Origin of the sequence: Pseudomonas sp. MWU16-30323, from assembly GCF_020515595.1 — a bacterium.
In the GTDB taxonomy this organism is placed as follows: Bacteria; Pseudomonadota; Gammaproteobacteria; order Pseudomonadales; family Pseudomonadaceae; genus Aquipseudomonas; species Aquipseudomonas yamanorum.
Window position 1 is genome coordinate 122,463 of the sequence record NZ_JAIWYM010000014.1, and the last position, 24,509, is coordinate 146,971.

Below are 24,509 nucleotides of genomic sequence, written 5' to 3' on the forward strand. Positions count from 1 at the left end.
CGTTGGCCTTGGGGGCATTACATCAACCGCGGTGACGGCCGCGGAAGTAGTTGATCAACCCTTGGGTGGACGCATCGTCCGCAGGCTGTTCTTCAGTGCCGGTCAGGCGGTTGTAGACGCCTTTGCCCAGCTCTTTGCCCAGTTCCACGCCCCACTGGTCGAAGGCGTTGATGCCCCAGATGACGCTTTGCACGAACACTTTGTGCTCATACATCGCCACCAGCGCGCCGAGACGACGAGGGCTGATGCGCTCGACCACAATGGTGTTGCTCGGACGGTTGCCCGGGATCACCTTGTGCGGTGCCAGCTTCTGCACTTCGGCTTCGGCCATGCCTTTGTCGCGCAGCTCGGCTTCAGCTTCGGCGCGGGTCTTGCCGAGCATCAGCGCCTGGCTCTGGGACAGGCAGTTGGCGTACAGCCACTGATGGTGGTCGGAGACCGGGTTGAAGCTGACGATCGGCACGATGAAGTCGGCCGGGATCAGTTGGGTGCCTTGGTGCAGCAACTGGTGATAAGCGTGCTGACCGTTGCAGCCCACGCCGCCCCAGATAACCGGGCCGGTGTCGGTGGAAACCGGCGTACCGTCCTGGCGCACGCTCTTGCCGTTGGATTCCATGTCCAGTTGTTGCAAGTGCTTGGTGATGTTACGCAGGTAGTGGTCGTACGGCAGGATCGCGTGGCTCTGCGCGCCCCAGAAGTTGCCATACCACACGCCCAGCAGGCCCAGCAGTACGGGCATATTCGCTTCGAACGGCGCGGTCTGGAAGTGCTGGTCCATGGTGTAGGCACCGGACAGCAATTCCTTGAAGTTGGACATGCCGATGGCCAGCGCGATGGGCAGGCCGATGGCCGACCACAGCGAGTAACGACCGCCAACCCAGTCCCACATCGGGAAGATGTTTTCTTCGCGGATACCGAAGGCCACGGCCGCCGCGTTGTTGCTCGACACGGCGATGAAGTGGCGATACAGCTCGGCTTCCGAGCCACCCTGGGCCAGGTACCAGGCGCGGGCGGCCTGGGCGTTTTTCAGGGTTTCGAGAGTGTTGAAGGATTTCGACGAGACGATGAACAGCGTGGTCTCGGCGCGCAGCTTCATGGTCAGCTCGTGGAACTCGCTACCGTCGATGTTCGCCAGGTAATGGCAGCGCACGCCTTTGTGGGCGTAGGACAACAGCGCTTCAGACACCAGCTCCGGGCCGAGGAACGAGCCACCGATGCCGATGTTCACCACGTCGGTGATCGGCTTCTCGGTGTAGCCACGCCACAGGCCATCGTGGATGCGGCCGACCAGGTCAGTGATCTGGTTCAGCACCTTGTGCACGTCCGGCATGATGTTCACGCCGTTGACCGACAGCTTGTCACCCACTGGACGACGCAGCGCGGTGTGCAGCGCCGGGCGGCCTTCGGAAGAGTTGACCGGCTCGCCGTTGAACAGCGACTTGATCGCGCCCTGAAGGTCGACTTCCTTGGCCAGGCCTACCAGCAGGTCGCGGGTTTCGCTGGTGATCAGGTTTTTCGAGTAATCGAGGAAAAGTCCGCAGCTGCTTAAGGTGAACTGGGTAAAGCGCTGGGGATCGGCATTAAAGGCTTCGCGCATGCTGAAATCCTGCATGGCTTGGCGATGTTGATTGAGCGCTTGCCAGGCGGGCAGAGCGGTAACGTCATGAGGAGTGCGGTAGTACGCCATCGCTGCGGGTTTCCTTTTTATTGCTGGGACTGCTGGTAGGACACTTTAAAGCCGGGAATGTGCTGTCTTTGTGAAGATGACAGGCTCCGGTCGACGCCAACGAATAGCGTAGGGCGAATACATTAAACCTAGCGTGTCGATCTGTCTTGGCTTTGTCTGCGCTGTGGCCGGTACTTTTTTATACCGGCCGATCAGGCAGTGCAACAGGCGGGGTGTGCGGCGGGGTCAGTTCAGGTGCAAATGCAGGTTGTCGATCAGCCGGGTGGCGCCCAGGTAGGCGGCGACCAGAATCACCAGATCCTTGTCTTCAGCGGTGGCCGGGCGCAGGTGCAGGCCCTGGCGAACCTCCAGGTAGTCCATGCGAAAGCCGGCGGCTTCAATCTGCTGGACCTGTGCGGCACGCAGGTTGGCGAAATCGCGGTCGCCCGCTTCAATGGCGGCGGCAATCTGGCTGAGGCTGCGGTACAGCACCGGCGCGATGGCGCGCTGCTCTTCGGTGAGATAACCATTGCGCGATGACAGCGCGAGGCCATCGTCGGCGCGTACAGTCGGCTCGCCGATAATCTGGATCGGCATGTTCAGGTCATGGACCATGGCGCGAATCACCGCCAGTTGCTGGTAGTCCTTCTGGCCAAATACGGCGAGGTCCGGCTGGACCATGTTGAACAACTTGCTGACCACCGTGGCCACACCTTCAAAATGCCCGGGACGGCTGGCGCCACACAGGCCTTCGGACAGTTGTGGCACGCTGACCCGTGTCTGGCCGGCCATGCCGTCGGGGTACATCTCCTCGACGGTCGGGGCGAACAGCAGGTTGCAACCGGCTTGCAGCAGCTTCTCCTGGTCAGCCGCCAAGGTGCGCGGATATTTGTCCAGGTCTTCGCCGGCGCCAAATTGCAGCGGGTTGACGAAAATGCTCGCGACCACGAAGTCCGCTTGTTGCGCAGCCTTGATGACCAGCGTGGCATGGCCGCTGTGCAGGTTGCCCATGGTGGGCACGAAGCCGATGCGTTTGCCCGCGCTGCGGGCATGGGCGACGGCGGCGCGCAGTTCGCGCACGGTCTTGACGGTGTTCATGCAGAGAATCCGTGTTCGGCGCCCGGGAAGGTAACGGCTTTGACTTCGCTGACGTAGGCGGCGAGGGCCGATTGAATGCTGTCCTGGCCGGCCATGAAGTTCTTCACGAACTTGGGTACGCGGCCGGTCAGGGACAGGCCCAGCATGTCATGCAGTACCAATACCTGGCCGTCGGTGTCAGAACCGGCGCCGATACCGATTACCGGGATTTTAACGGCCTGGGTGATTTCCGCTGCCAGCTCGCTTGGCACGCACTCAAGCAGAATCATGCACGCACCGGCTTGCTCCAGGGCGATGGCATCGGCCCGCATCTGGCGCGCCTGGGCTTCGCCGCGACCCTGTACCTTGTAGCCGCCGAGGATATTCACCGACTGGGGCGTCAGGCCCATGTGCGCGCAAACCGGCACGCCGCGTTCTGCCAACAGGCGAATCGACTCGGCGAGCCAGGCGGCACCTTCAACCTTGACCATGTGCGCACCGGCACGCATCAGTTGAGCGCTGTTGGTCAGGGTTTGTTCAATGGTGGCGTCGGCCATGAAGGGCAGGTCGGCAATGATGAAGGCGCCCTCGTTGCCGCGTTTGACGCAGGCCGTGTGGTAAGCGATTTCATCGTTGGTGACCGGCAGGGTGCTGTCATTCCCTTGTAGAACCATGCCCAGGGAGTCCCCCACCAACAACACTTCAACCCCTGCCTGGCAGCTGGCCTGGGCAAAAGTGGCGTCGTAGCAGGTCAGCATGGTGATCTTTTCACCTTTGAGTTTGAGGCTCTGCAAGGTGCTCAGGGTAACGTTTGGCATGAAAAGGGTCCTCATTCAGGCGCTTGGAAACAGCGAGTAACGCGCGTGAGTCTTCGTTTATACAGGCGCACTTTCTTAAGGATCAGTGCTTATAAGGCCTGGATTGCGCCCTTTAGCGCCGGGTAGGCGGCAGCGGGACGCCTATAGTCGTGAGGAGGACTCTGGAAGTCAATTGGATGTGTTACCGCATTGTTACGGCCGGGGTGTTACCGCTGTTACTGATGCGATTCAGCAGGCGCCAGGCGTTCCAGGCCGACAAACGGGCAGGCGTCTAACAGGTCGCTGAGCAGGCGGCCATCGGCCAGTTGCAGGCTGGCGGGGGCCAGTTCTGCCAATGGGTAAAGCACGAATGCCCGCAAATGCATCTGATAGTGCGGCACCTTCAGGCGCGGCTCGTCGATCAGCCGGTCACCAAATACCAGGATGTCCAGGTCCAGGGTGCGCGGGCCCCAGCGCTCGAGGCGCTCGCGGCCCTGGTCATTCTCGATGGCTTGCAGCGCATCAAGCAGTTGCAGGGGCGCAAGTCCGCTGTCCAGGGCCGCGACCGCATTGGTGTAGCGCGGTTGGCCCGGGAGCAGGGAATCACTTTGATAGAACGCGGAGACGCCCGCCAGCGTGGTGTTCGGCAATTGCGCCAAGGCCTCGATGGCATGGCGCAATTGTTGTTCAGGGGCTGCCAGGTTGCTGCCCATGCCAATGTAGATACGTTCCACGTTATTACTCGCCAGACGCGCTCGAGGCGTCGCCAGCGCTGCGTTTGCGCTTGCTGCCACTGCTGCGGCGACGTTTTTTCGGGCCATCGCCGGTGGCTTCGCCTTTGCTGCTGAGTTCTTTGATCATCTCGCGGCGCTGGCTGTCGTTGGCGTCCTGGTAGTCGGTCCACCATTCACCCAGGCCGTCGGTCTGCTCGCCGGCGCTTTCGCGCAGCAGCAGGAAGTCATAGCCTGCACGGAAGCGCGGGTTGTCCAGCAGCAGGTCGGCACGTTTGCCGCTGCGGCGTGGCAGGCGCTCCTGCATGTCCCAGATTTCGCGGATCGGCATGGTGAAGCGTTTCGGGATGGCAATACGCTGGCATTGTTCGGCGATCAGCTCGTGAGCAGCTTCCTGCATGGCTGGAATTGCCGGCATACCACGGTCTTGCAGGCGCATGACGCGTTTCGGCAGCGCAGGCCACAACAGGGCGGCAAACAGGAACGCCGGGGTGACCGGTTTGTTCTGCTTGATGCGCAGGTCGGTGTTGATCAAGGCTTCGCTGATCAGCGTGTGGGTGTAGGTCGGGTTGTACTCCAGTGCTTCGGCGCTGGCCGGGAACAATGGGTCGAACAGCTGCAGGTCTACCAGCATTTCGAAGGTGTCGGCAGCGTAGCCCGAGAGGAACAGCTTGAGCACCTCCTCGAACAGTCGGGCCGACGGGATTTCCCGCAGCATCGGCGCCAGGTCGCGAATCGGTGCGGCCGTGTGCTTCTCGATGCCGAAGTTCAGCTTGGCCGCGAAACGCACGGCCCGCAGCATCCGCACCGGGTCTTCCTGGTAGCGTTGCGTCGGGTCGCCGATCAGGCGCAGCAGGTTGTTGCGAATGTCGTGCACGCCGTTGGCGTAATCGAGGATGCGCTCGCTGACCGGGTCGTAATACAAGGCATTGATGGTGAAGTCGCGGCGTTGCGCGTCTTCTTCCAGGGTGCCGTAGACGTTGTCCCGCAGGATGCGTCCGCTTTCATTGCGGGAAGACTGGTTAGTGTCTTCTTCTTCATCGTTTTGCGGGTGGTTGGCGCGGAAGGTTGCGACCTCGATGATCTCGCGACCAAAGTGGATATGCACCAATTTGAAGCGCCGACCGATGATCCGCGCATTGCGGAATTCGGCACGCACTTGTTCCGGCGTGGCACTGGTGGCGACGTCGAAATCCTTGGGAGTGATGTTGAGCAACATGTCGCGCACGCAACCGCCAACCAGGTAAGCCTGGTAGCCGGCGTTCTGCAGGCGTTCGACGATGTTCACCGCATAACGGCTGAACTGGGCACGCTGCAACGAATGCTGGTTGCTGTTAAGCACTTCAGGCGTGCTGCGGATGTGTTGCGTACGACGCAAGGGAGAACGGAATGACTGGAACAACTTCTTCAGCATGGGATGCACTGTTTGAAGGAATGTTCGGCCATAACGAAGAATGACCGCATGATGGGCCGGGATTCTAGCATTTAGTCAGGGGATGGTGTAGGAACTAGCTGCAAGGCTTGAGCCAGAAGCTTAAAAGAAGGGTGGCAGGTGCCAAATCGCGGAAACTACAAGGGGAGCCGAAGCTCCCCCAGAAGTAGTTGCGTGCTCTATTTTTATTATTGGTTTCGGGCTTCTTGTTTTTGTTGATCGCCCTCGCCATGAAGCTTCACCTTCATGACACTCCCAATCGGGAGCCAAGAGCAAACGGATTGCTTTGGTCGCTGTGTTGCTGATCTACGATCCAACCAGTTCAGGCTCTGCCTTAGGGCAGTTTTTGTTGTTCTCGGCCTGGTTGCGGGGCAAGCCCCAAATGCAACGCCTCTCCAAAAGAATCAGTTAGCTGCGCCTCCGCCGTGTTGTTTTTGTTATGCGTGAGTCGATTCGTCTTATTTTTATTGTCTTGTACATTTGCTTGTTATTGTTTTTGTACTAAGCATATAGCAGGGTGCGTGCCAACTTTTGCGAGGCCCAGCAAAATAAGGGGTTCGGAGCGCTTTCGGGGTTTTTGAAGGCGAAAAAAAGCCGGGGCTTCGTTACCGTAAGCCCCGGCTTTTGTTACGTGAAAAATCAGCGGTAACAGTTTTTTCACATCTGAGGGTGTTACCTGTAGGGGCGCCCCCACTCAGCTTTCGCTGGCAACCCCGGTCTTGCGCCGTGGGATACCCAGGCGCTGGCGCCGTTCCCACAGGCATTTACGGCTGACGCCCAGTTTGCGCGCCAGTTCGGTCTCGGTCATATGGTCCTGATGCTCAAGGACGAAGTGCTGGAAGTAGTCCTCCAGTGACAAATCCTCCGTCGGCTCGTGGCTGTTGTTACTGCCACCCTGCTGAGGCGGCAGGCCGATGAAGTCGTCGTCATCCAGGTCGCTGAGCTCGATATCGATCCCCAGCAGTTCGGCGGAAATCTCCGGGCTCTCCGACAGAATCACCGCGCGTTCTACCGCGTTCTCCAGCTCCCGCACGTTACCCGGCCAGGAATAGTGACGGATTGCCTGCTCGGCATCGGCAGCAAACTTCAGGTCGGTACGGTTGATCCGTGCGCTCTGGCGGGCCAGGAAGGCGGTGGCGATCTCGTTGACGTCGGCGCCACGCTCGCGCAGGGCCGGCAATTTGAGCGCGATCACGTGCAGGCGGTAATAAAGGTCTTCACGGAACTGGCCGATCTTGGCCAGGCTTTTCAGGTCTCGGTGCGTGGCCGCGATCAGTCGTACATCGACCTTCTGCGACTGTACCGAGCCGACGCGGCGGATTTCGCCTTCCTGTAGGACCCGCAGCAAACGTGCCTGAGCTTCCAGTGGCAGTTCGCCAATCTCGTCGAGGAACAGCGTGCCACCGTCGGCAGCTTCAACCAAACCCGCACGGCCAGCGCTGGCGCCGGTAAAGGCACCTTTTTCATGGCCGAACAATTCGGATTCGATCAGGGATTCGGGGATTGCCGCGCAGTTCACCGAGATCATTGGTGCCTTGGCGCGTTTGGACAGGTTGTGCAGGGCGCGGGCCACCAGTTCTTTGCCGGTGCCCGACTCGCCTTGAATCAGTACATTGGAGTCGGTCGGCGCCACTTTGCGGATCTTGCTGTAAAGGTCCTGCATCGGTGGGCAGGAGCCAATGATGCCAATTTCGCCATTACTGTTATCCACGCCGGGCTTTTCAGCGCCGTTGACAGCCTTACCCGCTGCCGGGCGTTCAGCCGGTGCGCTGCTGGCGGATTGACGGTCACGCAGGATGCGCGCCACGGCCTGGAGCATTTCGTCGTGGTCGAAAGGCTTGGCGATGTAGTCCACCGCGCCCATCTTCATCGAGTCCACTGCCGAGCGGAGGCTGGCGTAGCTGGTCATGATCAGCACCGGCGTACCTTGGCCGAGTTTGATCAACTCGGTGCCAGGGGCGCCGGGCAAACGCAGGTCACTGACGATCAGGTCGAACGTGGGAATGCTGAAACGCTCTTGGGCTTCCTGCACCGAGCCGGCTTCGCTGACCTGGTACTGATTACGTTCAAGCAGGCGACGCAAGGCAGAGCGGATAATGGTTTCGTCTTCGACGATCAAAATGTGCGGCATTGATTCAACTCTCTCGACGGTCTCAGTTCACAGCGGACGTCGCTTCGACATGACGCGGCAAGGTCACCCGAATACGGGTGCCGCGTTGGCTTTCGGTGTCAGCCGGGCTGTCGATGGTGATTTGTCCATAATGCTCTTCAACGATGGAATAGACCAGTGCAAGGCCCAGACCGGTACCTTCACCCGGATCCTTGGTGGTGAAGAAGGGTTCGAACAATCGATCCATGATGTTCTGTGGAATGCCGCTGCCTTCGTCCTCGACGATCAGATCGACCGTGTGCTCGAAAGCCTCGCTCTTGACCCGTACCGCGCTGCCGGCCGGCGATGCATCGCGGGCGTTGGACAACAGGTTGATCAGCACTTGGGCCAGGCGTTGTGAATCACCGTCGACCCAATGTTCCGGGTCGCACAGGTTAAAGAACTGTACTTCGAAATTGCGCCGGTTCAAGGCCAGCAGGCCAATGGCATCCTGGGCGACTTCGGCCAGGCACACGGCTTCGTCGTGATTCTGATGGGCGCCTGCGTGGGCAAAGCTCATCAGGGACTGCACGATGCGGGAAACACGCTTGGTCTGCTCGAGAATCTGCCCGCTGATTTCGATGATCTCGCCGTCCTCTTCGCGCTCTTCCCGCAGGTTTTGCGCAAGACACGCGATACCGGTGATCGGATTGCCGATTTCATGGGCCACGCCCGCCGCCAGGCGCCCGATGCTGGCCAGGCGCTCAGAGTGCACCAGCTTGTCTTCGAGCATCTGGGTGTCGGTCAGGTCTTCCACCAGCAGTACCAGGCCGCTGTTGCCGGGCGCCAGGGGCTCGTCGATGGCGGCCTTGTGCAGGTTGAGCCAGCGGGTCTGGCCGTCCAGCGCCAGGTGCTGTTTGTGCAAGTGTTCGTCGGGCAGGTTGATGAAGCCCTGGAGCAACTCTTTCCACGGGTCGCCGATGGTATTCAGGCGTGAGCCCACCACGCGTTGGGCGGCGATGCCGGTGAGTTCTTCCATGGCCTTGTTCCACATCAGGATCTCTTGATCCTTGGCCAGGGAGCAGACGCCCATCGGCAACTCCTGCAGCGTCTGGCGGTGATAGCGGCGCAAGGCGTCGAGCTCGGCGGCCAGGCCGGTGAGGCGCGAGTGGTAGTCCTCCAGCCGGCTCTCGATGAAGTGGATGTCTTCGGTTACGTAGTTTTCACCGCCGGCCTTGTAGGGCAGGAAGGTCTCGACCATGTCCTGGGACACGCTCGGGCCCATCAAGCCGGAAAGGTTGGCTTCGATGCGGTCCCGCAGACGGCGCAGCGCATAAGGCCGGCGTTCGTCGAACGGCAGGTAGAGATCGCGCAGGGCCTGCTCGACTTCCTTTTGTGCGGCCTTGGCGCCCAGTGGCTTGGCCAATTGCGTGGCGAATTCCTGGGGTGAGGCGGCGTGCAGTTCGCGGCGTTGCGGGCGGCGTACGTTATCCACAGCGCAGGCTTCGGCAGCGCTGGTTTCTTCCGGGCTGGCGTTGGTGAACAGCGAGATCAGGGTGAACATCAGCACGTTGGCCGCCAGCGAGGCAATCGCCGCCATGTGCCAACTGGTGTCGTCCAACACGTAGATCATGTTCAACAGCGGGATGTAGAAGCCCTGCAAGTTGCCCACCAGCGGCAGCAGCATGGTCACGGTCCATACCAGGATCCCGGCCAACAGCCCGGCGATAAAGCCTCGGCGGTTGGCGGTCGGCCAATACAGCACCGACAACACGCCCGGCAGGAACTGCAAGGTGGCGACGAAGGCGACGATGCCCAGGTTGGCCAGGTCCTGCTCGGCACCCAGCAACAGGTAGAAGCCATAGCCGGCCATGATGATCGCGACGATCAGCGCCCGGCGGGTCCATTTCAGCCAGCGGTAGATATTGCCTTCGGCCGGTGGCTGGTAGAGCGGCAGCACCAGGTGATTGAGCGCCATCCCCGAAAGGGCGAGGGTGCTGACGATGATCAGCCCGCTGGAGGCTGACAAACCACCGACATAGGCCAGCAATGCCAGTGACTTGCTGTTGGCGGCAATGCCGACGCCCAGCGTGAAGTATTCGGGGTTGGTGGTGGCGCCCAGTTTCAGGCCGGCCCACAGGATCAGCGGCACCGCCAGGCTCATCAACAGCAGGAACAGCGGCAAGCCCCAGCTGGCGCTGACCAACGAACGTGGGTTGAGGTTTTCGGTGAAGGTCATGTGGTACATGTGCGGCATTACGATGGCCGAGGCGAAAAACACCAGCAGCAGCGTGCGCCATGGGCCTTCCTGCAATGGCGTGTGCAGCGCGGCCAGGGCGGTCTGGTTTTGCAGCAGCCACAGTTCCAGCTGTTGCGGGCCGTCGAATACCCCGTAGAGCGCATACAGGCCGACGCCGCCAATGGCGATCAGCTTGATCACCGATTCAAACGCGATCGCGAACACCAGCCCTTCATGTTTCTCACGGGTGGCGATATGCCGTGAGCCGAAGAAAATCGTGAACAGGGTGATCAGTGCGCAGAAGCTCAAGGCCACGCGGTGTTGCACCGGCTCACGGGTGAGGATGCTGATGGAGTCGGCCACCGCCTGGATCTGCAACGCCAGTAACGGCAGCACGCCGATCAGCATGAAGATCGTGGTCAGCGCACCGGCCCAGGTGCTGCGGAAGCGGAACGCAAACAGGTCGGCCAGGGACGACAGCTGATAGGTGCGGGTGATTTTCAGGATCGGATACAACAGCACCGGCGCCAGCAAGAACGCCCCGGACACCCCGAGATAACTCGAAAGAAAGCCGTATCCATACTGATAGGCCAGGCCCACCGTGCCATAGAACGCCCAGGCGCTGGCATACACGCCCAGGGACAAGGTGTAGGTCAACGGATGGCGAATGATCGCCCGCGGAATCATTCCACGTTCACTGATCCAGGCTACCCCGAACAGCGCGGCCAGGTAGGCGGCGCTGATCAGCAGCATCTCGGTCAGGCTAAAGCTCATCGGCATCTTTTTGGCTCTGCAGGATGAAAGTCACGACGATCAGAATCAGCCAAAGCAGATAGGGCCGGTACCAGGCGCCTGTGGCGTCGATCCACCAATCCATGATGGCGGGAGAAAACAGGTAGATCCCGACGACCAACAGCAGGACCAATCGATAGATGTACATGTTGGCCTCTGATTGAAAAACTGCGGCGATGGTAACGGATGGCTCACAAGCTGCAAGCGCCTTCAGCGCAATTGCGCTTCGGCCAGCGTGAGTGTGCGCGGGATCTGTAGGGCATCCCAGTGCGCAATGCCCCAATCCAGCAGTTCCCGTGGGCTGGCGTGGTTCAGTTCGTCGCCCGCTGGCTGGCCCAGGGCGCGCAGTGCTCTTAACAGCAAAGGCGTGGCCTGGTCTGTGGTCAAGGGGGGGGAGCGGTAGGATTTGCCCAGCTTGTTACCGTCCGGCTGGATGATCAGCGGCACATGCAGGTAACGCGGTTGGGGCAGGCCCAGCAGTTCCTGCAGATACAGCTGGCGCGGCGTGGAGTCGAGCAGATCGGCGCCACGCACGATGTCGGTCACACCTTGCCAGGCGTCATCGAGCACCACTGCCAGTTGGTAGGCATAAAGTCCGTCGCGGCGGCGGATAACGAAGTCGCCTACATCGCGACCCAGATGCTGTCGGAATTCGCCTTGTACACGGTCGGTAAAGTGGTACTCCAGCTCCGGCACCCGCAGGCGAATGGCGGCATCTTGCTGATCGTGGCCGGCATTGCGGCACAGGCCGGGATAAATCCCGTTGTAGGGTTCCAGTTGCTTGCGTGAGCAGGTACAGGCGTAGGCCAGGCCGTGATTGAACAGACGGTTGAGCACTTCGGCGTAGGCATCGTGCCGTTCGCTTTGTCGGACCAATTCCCCGTCCCATTCGAAGCCGTACCGTTCCAGGGCATTGAGGATTGCGGCCTGGGCGCCGGGCTCTTCCCGTGGCGGATCGAGGTCTTCCATGCGCATCAGCCAGCGGCCTTGATTGGCACGGGCGTCGAGGTAGGAGGCGAGGGCAGCGACCAGGGAACCGAAGTGCAGGTGTCCGCTGGGCGTGGGGGCGAAACGCCCGATATAGGAGGAGGCAGTCATGGGGCGGATATTACTGGAAAACCAGCACACGCCAGAAACAAAAATGGAGCGTTCGCACGCCCCATTTGTACAGCTCGGCGATGGTTACTTGCCGACCTGTTTTTCCTTGATTTCAGCCAAGGTCTTGCAGTCTACGCACAAGTCGGCGGTAGGACGCGCTTCCAGGCGGCGAATACCAATCTCGATGCCGCAGGACTCGCACCAGCCATACTCTTCGTCTTCGATGAGTTGCAGGGTCTTGTCGATTTTCTTGATCAGCTTGCGCTCGCGATCACGGGCGCGCAGTTCAAGGGCGAACTCTTCTTCCTGGCTGGCACGGTCTGCCGGGTCCGGGAAGTTGGCCGCTTCGTCCTTCATATGGTCAACGGTACGGTCAACCTCTTGCATCAAGTCCTGTTTCCACTGCTTCAGGATCTTGGAGAAGTGTTCGCGCATGGGCTTGCCCATGTATTCCTCACCCTTCGATTGGACGTAGGGTTGGAAGCCGCTGATGCTCTGTTGCTTTGCTTGGGTGGGCATGAATGGACCGCCTCTCACTCTTCTAATCCATTGCGCAGGATTGCAACATCACCGACACCTGCCGGCCCTGCGGCTGCAAGCGGGCGAACTTACCAGATAGATTCAGGGTGCGCCACTCCCGGTTGTCGAGGCACCTTCTCTTGAGGGGTAAAAACCGCCGCAGGCCCCAGCGGGGCGAGCTTGTACGGTCTCGAATGTTGATTTTAGCTGTTTTGCAGGTAGTTGCTCGTCGTGCTTGCTACATGGCGTCGGGCAATAGAGCAGGTTTTACGCGGCGGGTTGGGTAGAATCAGGGTTTGTCCTCACAGTTAAGGAAGGCTAATGGCTCAGCCCTACAGTGCGCGCAGTCGCGCTATCGAACCTTTCCATGTCATGGCGTTGCTGGCGCGGGCCAATGAACTGCAGGCCGCCGGTCACGACGTGATTCACCTGGAAATCGGCGAGCCGGACTTCACCACCGCCGAGCCCATCATCAAGGCCGGGCAAGCGGCGCTGGCCAATGGCAAGACCCGTTATACCGCGGCCCGCGGGTTGCCTGAGTTGCGTGAGGCTATCAGCGGTTTCTACCAGCAGCGTTACGGGCTTGGCATCGATCCTGAACGCATTCTGATTACACCCGGCGGTTCCGGTGCCCTGCTGCTGGCGAGCAGTTTGCTGGTGGACCCCGGTAAGCATTGGCTGCTGGCAGACCCCGGTTACCCGTGCAACCGCCACTTCCTGCGACTGGTGGAAGGCGCGGCGCAGTTGGTCCCGGTCGGCCCCGACGTGCGTTATCAACTGACCGCCGACCTGGTGGCTCGCCACTGGGATCAGGACAGCGTGGGCGCGTTGGTCGCCTCGCCCGCCAACCCTACCGGCACCATTCTTACGCGGGATGAGTTGGCGGGGCTGTCGAGCGCCATCAAGGCGCGTAACGGGCATTTGGTGGTGGATGAGATCTATCACGGCCTGACCTACGGCACCGATGCCACCAGCGTGCTGGAGGTCGACGATGAAGCCTTCGTTCTAAATAGTTTTTCGAAGTATTTCGGAATGACCGGCTGGCGTCTGGGTTGGCTGGTGGCACCACCGGCGGCCGTGGGTGAATTGGAGAAGTTGGCGCAGAATCTCTACATCAGCGCACCGAGCATGGCCCAGCATGCGGCCCTGGCGTGCTTTACCCCGGAAACATTGAATATTCTTGAAGCGCGCCGAGCCGAGTTTGGTCGTCGTCGCGACTTCCTGCTGCCAGCACTGCGGGAGCTCGGCTTCGGCATCGCCGTCGAGCCGGAAGGTGCGTTCTACTTGTACGCCGATATCAGCAAGTTCGGCGGCGATGCCTTCGCTTTCTGCCGGCACTTTCTCGAAACCGAGCACGTTGCCTTCACTCCGGGCCTGGATTTCGGTCGCTATCAAGCCGGTCACCATGTGCGTTTTGCCTACACGCAAAACCTTGATCGCCTACAGGAAGCCGTCGAGCGGATTGCCCGTGGCTTGCGGAGTTGGCAAGGCTGATGCGCTTTAATCCTCCCCTCGAAGAAGGCCGGCTGATCCGCCGCTACAAGCGTTTTCTCGCCGATATCGAAACCGTTACCGGCGAGTTCCTGACCATTCACTGCCCGAACACCGGCTCGATGTTCAACTGCATGGTGGAAGGTGGCCAAGTCTGGTTCAGCCGCTCCAATGACCCCAAGCGCAAGCTCCCTGGCACCTGGGAAATCAGCGAAACCCCTCAAGGGCGCCTGGCATGTGTGAACACGGCGCGGGCCAATCAGTTGGTGGAAGAGGCGCTGCGGGCCGGGGTTATCACCGAGCTCAACGGCTTTACGGCGCTGAAGCGTGAAGTGGCCTACGGTCAGGAAAACAGCCGGATCGATTTCCGTCTGGATTACCCAGCCGGCCTGGCGTATGTCGAAGTCAAAAGCGTCACCCTCGGTTTTGACGGGACCTCGACGGCGGCATTCCCCGATGCAGTGACCCAGCGCGGGGCCAAGCATTTACGCGAGCTGGCGCATCTGGCGCGTGAGGGTGTGCGGGCGGTGCAGTTGTACTGCGTCAACCTCTCGGGGATCGATGCGGTGCGTCCTGCCGAAGAAATTGATGCCGGTTATGCGGCTGCGTTGCGTGAGGCCAAGGCGGCGGGCGTCGAGGTGTTGGCCTATGGCGTGAGGGTGACGTCAGAGGAAATCTGCGTCGAGCGTCGCCTGGAAGTATTGCTCGGCGGTTAGATTTCTACCCAAAGGCCCTGTTCGTCCTCGCGGCCGGGCAGGGCTGTCAGGCTCTGGCCGGCACAAGGCCCCGCGACGCACTCACCGCTCTCGATCAGGAACAGCGCGCCGTGGGTGGCGCACTGGATCAGGCTGGCGCTCGGGTCGAGAAACTGGTGCGGCTGCCATTCCAGCGGTACCCCGCGATGTGGGCAGCGGTTGATATAGAAGTAGGCAATGCCTTCGCGGCGCACGGCAAATAGCTTGCGGCCGTCGATATCGAAACCGAGGCTGGCGTTGGCTGCAAGTTCGCTGGAGGTGCAGAGAAACTTCATATCGATCCTTAAGTGCCGCCGTTTGCGGGCTGCAAGGCTATTCTGGTTTTTGCCGCAGAGCCCGGTGCTTGACGTGCAAATGCAAACAATTATCAAATGCCGGCTTCGCCCGTAAGCTGACTGGGCGCTCTGTACGATGTCGGGCAGCCTTGATCTGTCACATTGCGAGTGTTTCGGCGGGCTCACCCCTTGGAAGGAAACCCTTTTATGCGCTTGAGTGCCAGTGCTATCGCGCTCGTTGTCGGACTGCTGGTCAACGCTGGGGCCCAGGCCTCTGAACTGCCACAACGCTGGGTCAGCGCCGGTGGTGCGTTGTCGGAATGGGTGACGGCCCTGGGCGGTGAGTCAAAGCTGGTGGGCGTGGATACCACCAGCCAGCATCCGGAATCCCTCAAGGCGTTGCCGAGCATTGGTTACCAGCGTCAGTTGTCGGCGGAAGGCATTCTGAGCCTGCGCCCGCAAATCCTGGTGGGCACCGAGGAAATGGGGCCGCCACCGGTGTTGGCGCAAATCCGCAATGCCGGTGTGAAAGTGGAGCTGTTTTCAGCCGAGCCGGATCTGCCGACGCTGCAGGGCAACCTTCAGCATTTGGGCAAGCTGCTGGGTAACGAAGCGAAGGCTGCAGAACTGTTCAGTGACTATCAGCAACAACTTGACCAACAAAAGAACTGGGTGGCCAAGGCCCAGGCCACTCAAAAGGCGCCTGGAGTGCTGTTGCTGCTGGGACATGCCGGCGGCAAACCGCTGATTGCGGGCAAAGACACGGCGGCTGACTGGATGTTGCAGCAGGCCGGCGGCCATAACCTGGCGACCCACGATGGTTACAAGCCGTTTTCCGTAGAGTCGCTGGCGGGGCTCAATCCTGAGGTGCTGGTGTTTGCCGATCGCGCTTTGACCGGGGATGCGGCCCGCGCCGCGTTGTTCAAGGAAAACCCGATCCTGGCTTCGACGCCAGCGGCCAAGAATGGACGCGTCTATGAGCTGGACCCGACGCTGCTGGTTGGTGGGCTTGGGCCGCGCTTGCCGCAAAGCCTGGTGAAGCTGTCAGCCGGGTTCTATCCGTCTCAGGCTAATACCGCCCCATGACCACTCTGGTTAAACCGCGAACCCTGTTTATCGGCTTGAGTCTGCTGTGTGTATTGGCGATCTGGTTGTCATTGGCCCTGGGGCCGGTGAGTTTGCCGTTGATGGACACACTGCGGGCAGCCTTACGCTTGATGGGTGTGCCAATCGAGACCCAAGGCCTGGAGCAGGCAGAGTTGATCCTCGGGCAGATTCGCCTGCCGCGTACTTTGCTGGGCTTGGCCGTCGGTGGGGTTCTGGCACTTTCTGGCGTTGCAATGCAGGGGCTGTTTCGCAATCCATTGGCTGATCCCGGGTTGGTCGGGGTTTCCAGCGGTGCGGCGTTGGGCGCGGCGATTGCGATTGTCGGTGGTTCGTTTTTTGGCGGATTACCGGATGCCTTTGGGCCTTATCTGCTGTCGCTGTGTGCTTTCCTCGGCGGTTTGGGGGTAACAGCGCTGGTCTATCGCCTGGGTCGACGCAACGGCCAAACCAATGTCGCGACCATGTTGCTGGCGGGGATCGCCCTGACGGCGCTCGCCAGTTCGGCGGTGGGCCTGTTCACCTACCTGGCAGATGACGCTACCTTGCGCACCCTGACGTTCTGGAACCTGGGCAGCCTGAATGGCGCCAGCTACTCGCGCTTATGGCCGCTGCTGCTGGTCAGCGCCGGCGTAGCACTGTGGCTGCCGCGCCGGGCCAAGGCGCTGAATGCACTCCTGCTGGGTGAGTCGGAAGCCAGTCACTTGGGCATTGATGTTGAAGGCCTCAAGCGCGAACTGGTGTTCTGCACTGCATTGGGGGTGGGCGCGGCGGTGGCAGCGGCGGGGATGATTGGCTTTGTTGGGCTGGTAGTGCCGCATCTGGTGCGCCTGCTGGCGGGGCCGGATCATCGGGTGCTGCTGCCAGCCTCGGTGCTGGCGGGGGCGAGTTTGCTGTTGTTTGCTGATCTGGTGGCGCGCCTGGCCCTGGCGCCGGCGGAATTGCCGATCGGCATTGTTACCGCGTTTATCGGTGCGCCGTTTTTTCTCTACCTGTTGTTGCGAGGGCGCGCCTGATGCTGCGAGTAGAAGACCTGCAGATCCGCCGTGGGCGCAAAACCGTGTTGGCGGACGTCACCCTGGACCTGCTGCCAGGTGAAGTGCTCGGCGTGTTGGGCCCCAACGGTGCGGGGAAAAGTACATTGCTGGGTGCGTTATGCGGTGAGTTGCAACCCGACCAAGGCCGTGTGTGGCTGGATCAGCGTGAGTTGAAGGACTGGGGCGGAGCGCAGCGTGCCCAGCGCCTTGCGGTATTGCCGCAGACCTCGACCCTGGACTTTGCCTTTCGCGTCGAAGAGGTTGTGGGCATGGGGCGCTTGCCTCATCAGACGGGCCGGGTGCGTGACGATGAAATCATCAACGCCGCCTTGCAGGCTGCCGACGTCGGCCACTTGAGCGGGCGCAGCTATCTGGCGTTGTCGGGCGGCGAACGGCAGCGGGTGCACCTTGCACGGGTGCTGGCGCAGCTATGGCCGGGTGAGGCGGGGCAGACCTTGTTGCTGGATGAGCCGACGTCGATGCTTGATCCGCTGCACCAGCACACGACCTTGCAGGCGATCCGCAGCTTTGCCGACCGCGGTGCTGCGGTGCTGGTGATCCTTCACGACCTGAACCTGGCGGCGCGCTACTGTGATCGCATCCTGTTGCTGGAGGATGGTCGGCCCCATGCGCTGGATACACCGGCACAAGTGTTTCGGCCTGAGCCACTGAAGGCGGTATTCGGGCTGGATGTGTTGGTGCAGCCGCATCCGGAGCGCGGCCATCCGTTGATCATTGCGCGCTGAGCTTTTTATAGACAAAAAAAAGACCCGGCAAGAGCCGGGTCAAATAACCGTGATTAGCCTGATGAGGAGATAATCTGAGAGTCCGAACCAATGGTCTTTCAGTTATCGGCTGATCTCGCGACCAGTTGTGATAATCATAACGATTCTCATTTGAGAGTCAACATTTGTTTTCCCGACCTCTTCAAATTTCCTCAAACATTCGTTTGGAGTCCCCGGAAACAGTGGTGAAAGTTGCCGTCTCAATTCTTTTGGCGTGCCGAAAGAGCGTCCAGCTGACGGTTCAAAGCCTCCTTGCGTTCAGCGGGAATGTCATTCCAGTGCACATCCATCAGCGCACCTTCAATGGCATACAACAACACTTTGGATGCCCTGAAACCGCGGGTGCGTACGGCACGGTACGCGTCGACTGCCCCCAGGCGGCGTAGGTCGGACGCACTGTGGATGCCCACCGCATGCAGCCATTGCGCCGACGTCTTGCCAAGGTTTTTCAGGTGTTGCAGCTCATCATTCATCAAGCCTCCTTGCGACGGCCGAATGGTTCGGTGGGTATCGTGACCAGGCAAGCCTGAAAGGAGTGTAGCGCTCAGTAGGAAAAGCGTAGTTCTTTGGTCGGCAACGACCTAAAAGCTTCTAAGGCAGGCGGGGATTTTGGCGTAGGAAAGGGTGAAGCTCCCGGTACGCTTTGTGCGTAGCCGGGAGGCGATGCAGCGGTTTTACCGTGTGCGATAGCGCAAGCGCGTGCCGAAATTGACGGACATCAGGATCTCGTCAGCGCTCAACTCAGGTGGGAAGTAAGTGCCGGAGATCTGGGCATGCGCCAGGCTCGCGCCTTCCAGCGGGCTGTCGCGTAAATCCAGGCCACGCAAGTCGGCGGAGCGGAAATAAGCGTCGGTGAAATCCACGCCCTCGGCATTCAGGTCGCGCAGGTCCAGGCCGCGAAAGTCGCCACCGCGCATATCGATGGGGCCGTCTTTCGGACGCTCCTGGTTGAAGCCGCGGATGTCATCTTTATGCAGAAGCGCGTACAGCGGGGTATCAAGTAGCTTCGGATGGCTCACAATGGCGACTCCCGTGTTGGAATTATGACGCCATTATAGTGCCACTATTTCTCGGCCGTGAGCCCCGGAGGGCTACACGACCAAGAAATATTTCTTACAGTCCCGGCAGGCGCTGGCGAATATGTGCCACCAACGCGTCCAGGGTTCCGCTTTCATTGGTTTCCACGCGTTTGCTCAGCAGCAGCTCTTCAGCGCCGAGTGGATCACGGGTGGACTGCTGTTCTTCGATGATGGTCAGGGTGGCGTCGGACGGATCGTTCTTGTCCGCCTGACGCTGTGCCAGCCAAGCAGCGATGACAGCCTGTGGCGCATTGCAGTCGAGGATCAGGAACGGTGCGCCGGTGGCCTCGGCGATCTTGGCTGCAGCGTCGCGTTGTTCACGCTTGAGGAAGGTTGCGTCCAGTACCACCGGGAAACCGGCGCGCAGTACGGTGTCGGCGATCTCGTTCAGGCGTGCGTAGGTGGCGGCGCTGGCGTCTGCGGCGTAGATCCCGGCCTGCGGCGTGTTCTCGACCTTCTGCTCGCCGAACAGGCGCTTGCGCTCCACGTCCGAACGCAGGCGAATCGCCCCCAATGCTTCTACGAGGCGCATGGATACATGGCTTTTGCCAACAGCCGATACGCCGTGGGTGATGGCCAGGAAGCGCGATGGGATGGTGCTGTAGCTTTCCGCCAGGTTGGCGTAGTTGCGGTACTGGCGCAGGGTGGTAGCACGCTGCACCGCGTCCGCCTCGGAAGGCATGCTGAACAGCGCGACCTTGGCGCGTACCAGGGCGCGGTAGGCTTTATAGAAGTTCAGCACCTCCAGGCCTTGATAGTCGCCGGTCAGCTCCAGGTACTGGCTGATGAAGCGTCGAGCCAGGCTCTTGAGGCCACGGTCTTCCAGGTCCATCGCCAGGAAGCCGGTGTCGGCATACACGTCGGTGAAGCGGAATGGCTCGTTGAACTCGATGCAATCGAAGATCACCACGTGGCCATCAATCATCGTGGCGTTGCCCAGGTGGATATCACCGTGGCATTCGCGGGTAAAGCCGTTGAGCTTGCGCTGTTCGAACAGAGGCTTGAGGCGCTCGAAGCTGCTTTCGGCCCAGGCCTGCAAGGCATCCAGTTGCGCCAGATCAGCCTTGTCGCTGAGGAACGGGCGGATCTGCTCGAAGTTCTGCAGCACTGGCGCCATGACGTCGTGCGGCGTACCGGCAGAATGGGTGGCCGGCACTTTCGGGGCGTTCAGGTGAAAGTGCGCGATCTGCCTGGCCATTTCGTCGATGTGCGCGTTGGTCAGTTCGCCGTTGGCTTGCAAGGTACTGAGCAGTTGGCTCTGCGGGAACTGACGCATTTTCAGCACGTAGTCGACCACCGGGCCGTCGCCACCCAATTGCGGTGCTTCGGCGCTGCCGGTGATTGGCAACACTTCAAGATACAAATCATCGGTCAGGCGCTGGTTGAGGCGCAGCTCTTCTTTGCAGAAGTGGCCGCGGGCTTCCAGGGTGGTGAAATCGAGAAAGCCGAAATTCACCGGCTTCTTCATCTTATAAGCATAGGGGCCGGTGAGCAGGACCCAGGAAATATGGGTCTCGATGACTTGGAACTGATCCACCGGATGGGGAAACAGGGCCGGGTTTTGCAGGGCTGCAATCAGGGACTGGCTCACGGGCGATCCTTCAGAGTCTGGGAAAATTCATGGCGGGCATTATGGCGGCTACAGACGGTCATGCAAACCGCTGTCCGGCTCATGTTGGTCATCAATAAAGTGCGTATAATCCGCCGCCATGACTCGTACCCGATCTCCCCGTTCCCGTAAAAAACCTCCTTCCCGCGGCCTGCGCCCTTGGCTGGGCTGGGCGCTTAAGCTCGGCCTGGTAGGGCTTGTCGTGATCGCCGGCTTCGCGGTTTACCTCGATGCCGTGGTCCAGGAGAAGTTCTCCGGCAAGCGCTGGACCATTCCGGCCAAGGTCTACGCGCGCCCGCTGGAACTGTTCACCGGCCAGAAGCTGAGTAAGGAAGACTTCCTCACCGAACTCGATGCCCTGGGCTATCGCCGCGAACCCGTGAGCAACGGCCCCGGCGCCGCTGCTGTCAGCGGTAACACCGTCGACTTGAACACCCGCGGCTTCCAGTTCTATGAAGGCCTGGAAAAACCCCAGCCGGTGCGCGTGCGTTTCTCTGGCGACTATGTAGCCGAACTGTCCTCGCTCAACGGCTCGAAGCTGCCCGTGGTGCGCCTGGAACCCTTAATGATCGGTGGGATTTATCCGAAAAACCTGGAAGACCGCATCCTGATCAAGATCGATCAGGTACCGCCTTACTTGCTGGATACCCTGATTGCCGTAGAAGACCGGGATTTCTACAGCCATTGGGGCGTATCACCGAAGTCCATCGCTCGCGCCGTGTGGGTCAACACATCCGGCGGCAAGATGACCCAGGGCGGCAGTACGCTGACGCAACAATTGGTCAAGAACTTCTACCTGACCAACGAACGCAGCCTGACCCGTAAGCTGACCGAAGCCATGATGGCGATGTTGCTGGAGCTGCATTACAGCAAGCAGGAAATTCTTGAGGCCTACCTCAATGAAGTGTTCGTCGGGCAGGACGGCCAGCGTGCGGTGCACGGTTTTGGTCTGGCCAGCCAATTCTTCTTCGGCCAGCCGCTGTCCGAGTTGAAACTGCATCAAGTGGCGCTGCTGGTGGGCATGGTCAAGGGGCCGTCCTACTATAACCCGCGTCGCAACCCGGAGCGGGCGCTGGAGCGGCGTAACCTGGTGCTCGACGTACTTGAGCAGCAAGGTGTCGCCACTCCGGAGCAAGTCGCTGCCGCGAAGAAAATGCCACTGGGTGTGACTACTCGCGGCAAGCTGGCCGACAGTTCCTTCCCGGGCTTCATCGACCTGGTCAAACGCCAACTGCGTGAAGACTACCGCGACGAAGACTTGACCGAAGAAGGCCTGCGGATCTTCACCAGTTTCGACCCGATCCTGCAGATGAAGGCCGAAGCCTCGGTCAACGATACCTTCAAACGCCTGGCAGGCCGTAAAGGCTCCGACGACGTCGAGGCCGCGATGGTGGTGACCAACCCGGAAACCGGTGAAGTCCAGGCCATGATCGGCAGTCGCCAGGCCAGCTTTGCCGGGTTCAACCGGGCGCTGGACGCCGTCCGGCCGATTGGCTCGCTGGTCAAGCCGGCGGTGTACCTGACCGCGCTGGAAAAGCCGAGCAAGTACACGTTGACCAGTTGGCTGTCCGATGACCCATTGTCGGTCAAAGGCGCTGATGGCCAGATGTGGACGCCGCATAACTTTGATCGTCGCTCCCACGGTACGATTTTCCTGTACCAGGGCTTGGCGCATTCCTACAACATCTCGACCTCCCGCCTTGGTCTCGAGCTTGGCGTGCCGAATGTTCTCAAGACGCTCGGTCGTTTGGGCATCACTCGTGAGTTCCCGGCGTTCCCGTCGATGCTGTTGGGGGCGGGTGCGATGAGCCCAATGGAAGTGGCGACCATGTACCAGACCCTGGCCAACGGTGGCTTCAATACACCGATGCGCGGGATTCGTAGCGTGTTGACGGCCGAAGGCGAACCGCTCAAGCGTTATCCATTCCAGATTCAACAGCGCTTTGACCCGGCCTCGATCTACCTGATCCAGAACGCCATGCAGCGCGTGATGCGCGAAGGTACAGGGCGCTCGGCCTACAACGTGCTGCCAGCCAACCTGACGCTGGCCGGCAAGAGCGGTACCAGTAACGATTCGCGGGACAGCTGGTTCGCCGGTTTCAGCCAGGATCTGCTGGCGGTGGTCTGGCTCGGGCGCGATGACAACGGTAAAACACCGTTTACCGGTGCCACCGGCGCGTTGCAGGTATGGACCAGTTTCATGAAGAAGGCCGACCCATTGCCGCTGAACATGCCGCAGCCGGACAATATCGTCCAGGCCTGGATCGATCCGCACACCGGCCAGGGTTCCGATGCCAACTGTCCGGGCGCGGTGCAGATGCCGTATATTCGCGGCAGCGAGCCACCACCCGGTGCAGCGTGCGGTGCCAGTGCGCCCGCCAGCGCTGAATCGGTGATGGATTGGGTCAAGGGCTGGATGAATTAAGCAAAGAGGGTTTCACGTGAACAAGTTGTTGATTCCAGCTATTACAGTTTTGGCATTGCTCGGTGGTTGCGCCAGCGTGGAGCGTGGCTCTATTCCGGTGGTGGATTCCAGTACAACGGTGTCCAACAACGACCGGATCTCGGCCAATGGCGGCTTCCGTCAAACCGTCACCAACCGTCCTGCCCAGGCCCGGCCTCAGGCGCAAGCCGTGCCCCAGGATTCGGGTGTAGTGGTCATGATCCCGGGCGGCGGCGCAGCTACCTCAGCTCCGATCAGTACACAGCCATGGACGCCTGGCCCGAGTACGTCGGGCCCGATCGACGCCACGCCGATTCAAACGGCACCGATCAACCAGGGCACCTACACCATGCCGTCGACGCCAAGCGGAATCCCTTCTGCCAGCAGCGCCGGTGGCCTGTCCGCCGATGAGCAGTTGGATGGCCCGGTGCTGGCGTTGCTCACCACTGCCCAGCAGCAGCAATCGGGTGGCGATTTGAACGGCGCCTCGTCGAGCCTTGAGCGCGCTCAGCGCGTGGCTCCCCGTGAGCCGCAGGTGCTTTACCGCCTGGCTCAGGTTCGCATGGCCCAAGGCGATGCCCCGCAGGCTGAACAATTTGCCCGTCGCGGCCTGACCCTGGCCAATGGCCGTCCTGATCTGCAGGCCAGCCTGTGGAACCTGATCGGCGATGCCCGTGAGAAGCAGGGCGATGCTGCCGGTGCGGCACAGGCCCGTCAAAAAGCCAAGGTAAGCCTCTGATGGATGCACGCTTTCCGGCCATTGCCGAACAGTTGTTGTTGATCGAGCGCGAACTGCGCTTGCAGGGCTGGTGGGACGAAGTGTCCCCCAGTGCTGAAGCCTTGAGCAGTGTTGAACCCTTTTCCGTCGACACCCTGGACTTTCACCAGTGGCTGCAATGGATTTTCCTGACACGGATGAAGCAAATCCTTGAGCAGGACCTGCCATTGCCCAATGCGTCGGGGATTCTGGAGATGGCCGAGATGGTTTATGCCGATCGGCCGCTTGAGAGCCTTGGCCTGCGGACTGCGCTGAAAAAGTTCGATCAATTGATCGTCGACGCTCGTTAATTGCCTGGCTGCCGGTTTTTCCGGCAGTCTTGCGCATATTTCTACCGCTTTGCGCCATTTAGGCGAGTTTTATCCCTCCTCAAGCCCCTTTCTTCTACGTTCTCATGCGCTTAGTTGGAAAAAAGCGCAATTATTGCTTGACTTGCAGGGGCTGAAACAGAAGAATCCAAAGTCCGCTGTAGAGGGACTGCCAGAAGCAGACCCACTCAGCAGATCATGAGGCGCACACCCGCGCCGACCTGTTACACCCGCAACGCGTTACCTCGCGCTGGGTGGGAAAATCCCGCAACACTTGGGACGCTCCCAATACTTGCTCAGTCAGTGCTGACGTAGTCGGCGACCACCGTCGCTCATGCTCTGCTGAGAAGTAAACCTATTAAGACCCGTCGGTTTTCAACGGACGGTATTCTGGCGTTTTAGAGG

General features: G+C 60.5%; 22 protein-coding genes. 8 read left to right on the forward strand and 14 right to left on the reverse strand.

The annotated features are described in order from the left end of the window. Window positions 1-22 precede the first annotated feature (22 nt). The 10 genes from pgi to dksA form a co-directional block, all read right to left on the reverse strand. Entirely contained in the window at window positions 23-1,687 is a 1,665-nt protein-coding gene (pgi, locus tag LIY45_RS17895) for a glucose-6-phosphate isomerase (protein WP_017478575.1), read from the reverse strand. Between the two features lie 225 nt (window positions 1,688-1,912). Beyond that, on the reverse strand, window positions 1,913-2,764 hold the full coding sequence (gene panC / locus LIY45_RS17900) for a pantoate--beta-alanine ligase (protein WP_226477084.1): 852 nt from the start codon (window positions 2,762-2,764) through the stop codon (window positions 1,913-1,915). Continuing rightward, window positions 2,761-3,561 (reverse strand): 3-methyl-2-oxobutanoate hydroxymethyltransferase, encoded by an 801-nt coding sequence (gene panB, locus LIY45_RS17905; RefSeq protein ID WP_226477085.1) that lies wholly within the window; start codon window positions 3,559-3,561, stop codon window positions 2,761-2,763. Before panB ends, panC begins: the two co-directional genes overlap by 4 nt. 215 nt (window positions 3,562-3,776) lie before the next feature. Next, window positions 3,777-4,274, reverse strand: coding sequence for a 2-amino-4-hydroxy-6-hydroxymethyldihydropteridine diphosphokinase (gene folK, locus LIY45_RS17910; protein WP_226477086.1), 498 nt, complete (start codon window positions 4,272-4,274; stop codon window positions 3,777-3,779). 4 nt (window positions 4,275-4,278) lie between these two features. Next, entirely contained in the window at window positions 4,279-5,685 is a 1,407-nt protein-coding gene (locus LIY45_RS17915; RefSeq protein ID WP_017478579.1) for a polynucleotide adenylyltransferase PcnB, read from the reverse strand. A gap of 712 nt (window positions 5,686-6,397) precedes the next feature. Continuing rightward, a complete protein-coding gene (locus tag LIY45_RS17920) occupies window positions 6,398-7,834 on the reverse strand; it encodes a sigma-54 dependent transcriptional regulator (RefSeq protein WP_010174370.1) in 1,437 nt (478 codons plus the stop codon). 22 nt (window positions 7,835-7,856) lie between these two features. Further along, window positions 7,857-10,811, reverse strand: a complete 2,955-nt coding sequence (locus tag LIY45_RS17925; protein ID WP_026078119.1) for a sensor histidine kinase — start codon at window positions 10,809-10,811, stop codon at window positions 7,857-7,859. Beyond that, complete coding sequence (locus tag LIY45_RS17930; RefSeq protein WP_003176118.1) at window positions 10,795-10,971, reverse strand: hypothetical protein; 177 nt, start codon at window positions 10,969-10,971, stop codon at window positions 10,795-10,797. Before LIY45_RS17930 ends, LIY45_RS17925 begins: the two co-directional genes overlap by 17 nt. A gap of 62 nt (window positions 10,972-11,033) precedes the next feature. Continuing rightward, window positions 11,034-11,921, reverse strand: a complete 888-nt coding sequence (gene gluQRS / locus LIY45_RS17935; protein ID WP_226477087.1) for a tRNA glutamyl-Q(34) synthetase GluQRS — start codon at window positions 11,919-11,921, stop codon at window positions 11,034-11,036. A gap of 84 nt (window positions 11,922-12,005) precedes the next feature. Then, complete coding sequence (gene dksA / locus LIY45_RS17940) at window positions 12,006-12,440, reverse strand: RNA polymerase-binding protein DksA (RefSeq protein ID WP_226477088.1); 435 nt, start codon at window positions 12,438-12,440, stop codon at window positions 12,006-12,008. Between the two features lie 321 nt (window positions 12,441-12,761). Here dksA and LIY45_RS17945 point away from each other — a divergent pair, with 321 nt between their 5' ends. Then, window positions 12,762-13,934, forward strand: a complete 1,173-nt coding sequence (locus LIY45_RS17945; RefSeq protein WP_226477089.1) for a pyridoxal phosphate-dependent aminotransferase — start codon at window positions 12,762-12,764, stop codon at window positions 13,932-13,934. Continuing rightward, on the forward strand, window positions 13,934-14,647 hold the full coding sequence (gene sfsA / locus LIY45_RS17950) for a DNA/RNA nuclease SfsA (protein WP_226477090.1): 714 nt from the start codon (window positions 13,934-13,936) through the stop codon (window positions 14,645-14,647). The genes LIY45_RS17945 and sfsA overlap by 1 nt, the downstream gene beginning before the upstream one ends. Here the strand turns inward: sfsA and LIY45_RS17955 are convergent. Next, complete coding sequence (locus LIY45_RS17955; RefSeq protein WP_017478584.1) at window positions 14,644-14,961, reverse strand: Rieske 2Fe-2S domain-containing protein; 318 nt, start codon at window positions 14,959-14,961, stop codon at window positions 14,644-14,646. The two genes, sfsA and LIY45_RS17955, sit on opposite strands and share 4 nt — an antisense overlap. Window positions 14,962-15,168: 207 nt before the next feature. Between LIY45_RS17955 and LIY45_RS17960 the strand changes: the two genes are divergently transcribed. Genes LIY45_RS17960 through LIY45_RS17970 form a run of 3 tightly spaced genes read left to right on the forward strand, consistent with a single transcriptional unit; the run spans window position 15,169 to window position 17,848 of the window. Next, a complete protein-coding gene (locus LIY45_RS17960; RefSeq protein ID WP_087693394.1) occupies window positions 15,169-16,047 on the forward strand; it encodes an ABC transporter substrate-binding protein in 879 nt (292 codons plus the stop codon). Then, window positions 16,044-17,081, forward strand: a complete 1,038-nt coding sequence (locus LIY45_RS17965; RefSeq protein ID WP_017478586.1) for an iron ABC transporter permease — start codon at window positions 16,044-16,046, stop codon at window positions 17,079-17,081. Before LIY45_RS17960 ends, LIY45_RS17965 begins: the two co-directional genes overlap by 4 nt. Further along, window positions 17,081-17,848, forward strand: coding sequence for a heme ABC transporter ATP-binding protein (locus LIY45_RS17970; RefSeq protein WP_017478587.1), 768 nt, complete (start codon window positions 17,081-17,083; stop codon window positions 17,846-17,848). The genes LIY45_RS17965 and LIY45_RS17970 overlap by 1 nt, the downstream gene beginning before the upstream one ends. Before the next feature lie 239 nt (window positions 17,849-18,087). Here the strand turns inward: LIY45_RS17970 and LIY45_RS17975 are convergent, their stop codons facing one another. From LIY45_RS17975 to LIY45_RS17985, 3 genes are all read right to left on the reverse strand, one after another. After that, entirely contained in the window at window positions 18,088-18,360 is a 273-nt protein-coding gene (locus tag LIY45_RS17975) for a TfoX/Sxy family protein (protein ID WP_010206563.1), read from the reverse strand. A gap of 201 nt (window positions 18,361-18,561) precedes the next feature. Further along, complete coding sequence (locus LIY45_RS17980) at window positions 18,562-18,906, reverse strand: pentapeptide repeat-containing protein (RefSeq protein ID WP_226477091.1); 345 nt, start codon at window positions 18,904-18,906, stop codon at window positions 18,562-18,564. A gap of 94 nt (window positions 18,907-19,000) precedes the next feature. Further along, window positions 19,001-20,557, reverse strand: coding sequence for a bifunctional aminoglycoside phosphotransferase/ATP-binding protein (locus tag LIY45_RS17985; RefSeq protein ID WP_226477092.1), 1,557 nt, complete (start codon window positions 20,555-20,557; stop codon window positions 19,001-19,003). A 118-nt stretch (window positions 20,558-20,675) separates the two neighbouring features. Here LIY45_RS17985 and mrcB point away from each other — a divergent pair, with 118 nt between their 5' ends. The 3 genes from mrcB to LIY45_RS18000 are packed head-to-tail and all read left to right on the forward strand — an operon-like array spanning window position 20,676 to window position 24,086. Then, the gene (mrcB, locus tag LIY45_RS17990) at window positions 20,676-23,000 is read left to right on the forward strand and encodes a penicillin-binding protein 1B (RefSeq protein ID WP_093201957.1); all 2,325 of its coding nucleotides are present in this window, start codon (window positions 20,676-20,678) and stop codon (window positions 22,998-23,000) included. A gap of 16 nt (window positions 23,001-23,016) precedes the next feature. Next, entirely contained in the window at window positions 23,017-23,757 is a 741-nt protein-coding gene (locus LIY45_RS17995) for a hypothetical protein (protein ID WP_226477093.1), read from the forward strand. Beyond that, window positions 23,757-24,086, forward strand: a complete 330-nt coding sequence (locus tag LIY45_RS18000; RefSeq protein ID WP_003212129.1) for a YqcC family protein — start codon at window positions 23,757-23,759, stop codon at window positions 24,084-24,086. Before LIY45_RS17995 ends, LIY45_RS18000 begins: the two co-directional genes overlap by 1 nt. Window positions 24,087-24,509 lie beyond the last annotated feature (423 nt).